This is a genomic window from Ciceribacter ferrooxidans (genome assembly GCF_004137355.1).
Classification (GTDB): Bacteria; Pseudomonadota; Alphaproteobacteria; order Rhizobiales; family Rhizobiaceae; genus Allorhizobium; species Allorhizobium ferrooxidans.
On record NZ_SDVB01000315.1, the window covers coordinates 1 to 289 of the forward strand.

1 protein-coding gene is annotated in these 289 nt (G+C 52.9%); it reads right to left on the reverse strand.

The features are described 5' to 3' along the window. Nucleotides 1–22: 22 nt before the first annotated feature. Nucleotides 23–289, reverse strand: a 267-nt coding sequence (locus EUU22_RS25380; RefSeq protein ID WP_165351261.1) for a hypothetical protein, incomplete at its 5' end; no start/stop codon positions are given.

A 289-nucleotide genomic window follows, 5' to 3' on the forward strand; every position in this document is an offset into this window, starting at 1 on the left:
AACTATACCCTTGGTGGAGCCACTATTTGAACTTGCGCCAGAAATAGAGTGCTAATATCCCTCCCCAAAAGATCAGACCGAACAATCCTGATCCAGGCTGTTGCCCGACAACGAGGAGACTGCCTACTGTCAATACACCGAGCACTGCAACGACTTTCCAAGAGCCTGTGAAGCCCTTTTTTCCGAGTGCACCGGCCTTCAGTTTTTCTAGACTCTTCTCTGCCTCGATCCCGTGGTGTCCCGTGGGATCGAGGTCGACGACTTTCTGGAACGCCTCGATCGCAAGCGC